Origin of the sequence: Gilliamella sp. Lep-s35 (assembly GCF_009795845.1) — a bacterium.
Taxonomy (GTDB): domain Bacteria; phylum Pseudomonadota; class Gammaproteobacteria; order Enterobacterales; family Orbaceae; genus Gilliamella.
This window is the reverse complement of record NZ_WTEX01000076.1, coordinates 1-600: the sequence shown is the minus strand read 5'-3', so window position 1 is coordinate 600 and position 600 is coordinate 1. Positions and strand designations below refer to the sequence as shown.

Sequence of the window (600 nt, the reverse complement as noted above, 5' to 3'; positions counted from 1 at the left end):
ACGCACGTAATCAATATACCCGTATTGAAAGTTATAAAGATATCTTAAAAAGTGAAAATCAGATTCAAGATGGTTCAGAGTGTATATTATTTGCCTTTTTCGAACCTGATGCGAAATACGACCAACAGCTAAAAAAACGTGCAGAGCAGAAAGCGAAAGAGTATTTAACAAAACTACCTTATTCTGGTAATGCAATGAAAGACGAGTTGGATGATATTTTTGTCACCTACATAGTGGGTGATAAAGAGTTTGCCAAAGAACAAAATTTCACAATTACTTACCCCGCCTATGGTAACATACTACTAAATGACGTAGCTAGATTCTTCTACTTCAGATTTGTCAGTGAAGTCAGTTTAAGCTGTGCCTATTTTGAAGATACACCACCGCTGGGTGATTATGTTCGAGTTGAATTAACTGAAAACCAAAAAGCACAAATTCTGACTATTTTTAAAAACAGTCAGGAAGCTCAAAATGTTTTAACGGATAATCTTGATGTCGTTGCCGTAAAATTCCCGAATGCCAAAGAAAAAGTTGCCGAATGGAAAAGAAATCAAGTTTGGCAAGACAAACATGGAAAACGAGTTAATGATGATTCCCTAC

General features: G+C 35.7%; 1 protein-coding gene. It reads left to right on the top strand.

All coding sequences use genetic code 11. The features are described from left to right. Positions 1-600 (top strand): hypothetical protein (locus tag GQ590_RS12080; protein ID WP_160409305.1); only part of this gene is annotated, 600 nt, incomplete at both ends.